Below are 3,122 nucleotides of genomic sequence, written 5' to 3' on the forward strand. Positions count from 1 at the left end.
GCGGCGCGCGACCGCCGCATCCAGTGCGTCGCGCAACTCGCGGCGCGTCGTGACGCGTACGCCATGGCCGCCGAGCGACGGGGCGATTGCCGCGAAATTCCAGTCCGAAAGATCGTTGAACTTCGACTCGGGCTGGAACACCCGCAGCATTTCCCATGAGCAATTGTTGAACAGCACGACGACCGGATCAAGGCCGTAGCGGCGGCAATTGCCGAGCTCCCAGCCGGTCATCTGGAACGCGCCGTCACCGACAAGGATCACCGGCCGCTCGCCAATGGCCGCAGCGACGCCGATGCCAGCTGGCACACCGAAACCCATGCCGGCGTAATAGCCGGGGGCTGCAAGCTCTGTATTCTCGATCTCCATCGCGGTGAACAGGCAGTCGCCCATGTCCGCCGTCATCGGCATCGTGCCATGCCGGTCGAACAGATCGTTGATGGCGCAGGCGATGTCGGATGGCACTACCGGCGTGTCGTCGGCCTCAAGACCGCGCGGATAGATGATCTGAGGCCGCGCGACGGCGAGCGGACGCGGCGCTTCCGGGGCCCAGGTCACCAGCGCTTCGACCAGATCGTCGAGCGGGACGCCGGGATAGACGTGATGACCGACCCGCACCTCGCGATCGATCGCCAGCATTGTGCGGCGCGGATCGAGCTTGCGTCCCGACAGCGCAAAATTGGTATCGGAGAGGATTACGCCGAGCAGAAGAAGCGTATCGGCCTCCTCGACAAGGCTTGTGATTTCGGCCGCCCCCGCCGCACCGAGATAGGTCCCTGTCACGACATCGGGAGCATCCGCAAGAAGACCGCGCCCCATGAAGGTGGTCACAACCGGAATGCCGAGCCGGCGCGCCAGCAGCGCAACCTTGTCCTCGATGCCGTAACGGCGGATTTCGACATCGACCACGATGACCGGACGTTCCGCCGCCGCCATCCGCGCCAGCACCTCGCTCGCGCATTCCGCCAGCGCTTCCTGATCGACCGCAGCGCGCGGCAGCATGGGCACGGCGGCGCATTCGACATCCACCATGTCGCGCGGGATTTCGATATAGACCGGAAGTGCACGCTCGCGTGCCGACCGCAGTACGCGCGCGATCTTCGCGGGCGCGGTCGCAGCATCGGTCAGCACCGCCTGATCGCTGGTGATCTCGCGGAACACCGCGAGCTGCGTATCGACGGTCGCCGCCTGATGATGCAGCAGGAGCCCGCTCTGCCGTTCACGCGCTCCCGGTGCGCCGGCAATGACGACGACCGGCGAGCGCTCGGCATAAGCGCCGGCGACCGCGTTGACGACGTTGAACGCGCCCGCGCCATAGGTGACGACCGCAACGCCGATGCCACCGTGGAAGCGCGCCGCGGCATCCGCCGCAAATCCGACCGCGGGTTCGTGGCTCAATTCGTAATGCGGCAGGATGCCGGACTGCTCGATCACCTTGTAGAACGGCAGCACGAAATCGCCGGGAATACCGAAGATTTCATGGGCGCCATGTGCCTTCAGCGCATTCAGGAGAACGGTTGCGAGACTGGCCATGCGAAAGTCTCGCACGCGCGCATCACGGCGACAATCCGGCGTTCCTTACCAGAGCTGCGGCCGTGTAATTATCAGCCAGAGGGAATGAGCGGACGGCAAATCCGGTCCGCACTTCGGGGCGAACCGCCTAGAACGGGATCTCGTCGTCCATGTCGCGACCGCCGCCGCCAGCCATCGCAGGCTTGCGTCCGCCGCCGGACGACGAGGGACCGCTCGAACCGAAGTCGCTGCCGCCGCCATAATCTGACACGCGATCGCCACCACCGCCGCTGCGGCCGTCAAGCATGGTGAGCTGCGAGTTGAAGCCCTGCAGCACGACCTCGGTCGAGTATTTCTCGACGCCGTCCTTGTCCGTCCATTTCCGGGTCTGCAGCGCCCCCTCGATATACACCTTGGCGCCCTTCTTCAGATATTGCTCGACCACACGGCAGAGCGGCTCGCTGAAGATCACCACGCGGTGCCACTCGGTCTTTTCCTTGCGCTCGCCGGTCGCCTTGTCGCGCCAGGTCTCCGAGGTCGCAATCGACAGATTGGCGATCGGGCGGCCGTCCTGCGTACGCCGGATTTCCGGGTCCTTTCCGAGATTCCCAACCAGGATCACCTTGTTTACCGAACCCGCCATCGCACATTCTCCCGTTCCGGACACCGCGCAGTCTGCGCTTCCCAATTCGACGCACCCTAGTGCGAAGCCTGCCTCGCCGCTTGCAGAAGCCGCGCCGAAAATCCCTTTTCCACAACTGGCGGCGGCTTCGCTCCGTTCAAGGCCCGACTTGTAGGCAACGCCAGTACCGCAGCCCCATGTTCACTTTTTGTTCTTAACATGCCTCCGCCCCCTGCGCAACGGCACGGCGGAGCCTCACTTCAGCTTGGGCAGGACCTGCTTCAACTCGAAATAGCCGGGCCACGGGTCCTTTGATCCGACGAACCGCTTCACCTCTCCGACCGCGACCGGATGCGCGCTGTCGAGCCGCGCGAGGCGTTCCCACGACACCGGCACGGCAACCGATGCACCCTTGCGCGCGCGCGTGGAGAACGGAGAGATCGCAGTCGCGCCGCGCTGGTTGCGCAGATAATCGACGAAGATCTTCCCGGTCCGCTTTGCCTTCGACATGTTGGCAACGAAGCGGTCGGGAAATTGCTCGGCCATCACGCGCGCCAGCGCCTCGGAGAATGCGCGATGTTCGTCCCAGCTGTGCCCGCGTTTCAGCGGCACCACGACGTGCACGCCCTTCCCTCCCGTCACCATCGGAAAGGATTGCAGACCGACCTCGGTGAGCATGCCGCGCATCTGCTTCGCGGCGTTGCGGACATGCTCGAAGCCCAGCCCCTCGTCGGGATCGAAATCGAACACCATGCGATCCGGCTTCTCGACCTCGTCGACATGGCTGCACCAGATATGCAGCTCCAGCACGCTCATCTGTGCGGCGGCGACCAGCCCGCGCTCATCCTCAATATAGAGATATTTGTCCGTGCCCGATTTTTCGCGGATCGAGATCGCCTTGAACTCGTCCGGCCAGCCTTCGGACGCGTGCTTCTGATAGAAGGTCTCACCGCCGACGCCGCGCGGCGCGCGAACGAGGCTCAGCGGCCGG

3 protein-coding genes are annotated in these 3,122 nt (G+C 64.7%); all 3 read right to left on the reverse strand.

The window, feature by feature from the left end; all coding sequences use genetic code 11:
* On the reverse strand, positions 1-1,530 hold a 1,530-nt coding region (gene ipdC, locus VNZ93_RS16690), incomplete at its 3' end, for an indolepyruvate/phenylpyruvate decarboxylase (protein ID WP_325707502.1).
* 127 nt (positions 1,531-1,657) lie between these two features.
* Entirely contained in the window at positions 1,658-2,152 is a 495-nt protein-coding gene (locus VNZ93_RS16695; RefSeq protein WP_325707505.1) for a single-stranded DNA-binding protein, read from the reverse strand.
* 234 nt (positions 2,153-2,386) lie between these two features.
* Positions 2,387-3,122: non-homologous end-joining DNA ligase (ligD, locus tag VNZ93_RS16700; RefSeq protein WP_325707507.1), on the reverse strand; the 736-nt coding region annotated here is incomplete at its 5' end.

The sequence above is a fragment of the Pseudorhodoplanes sp. genome (genome assembly GCF_035565795.1).
Classification (GTDB): Bacteria; Pseudomonadota; Alphaproteobacteria; order Rhizobiales; family Xanthobacteraceae; genus Pseudorhodoplanes.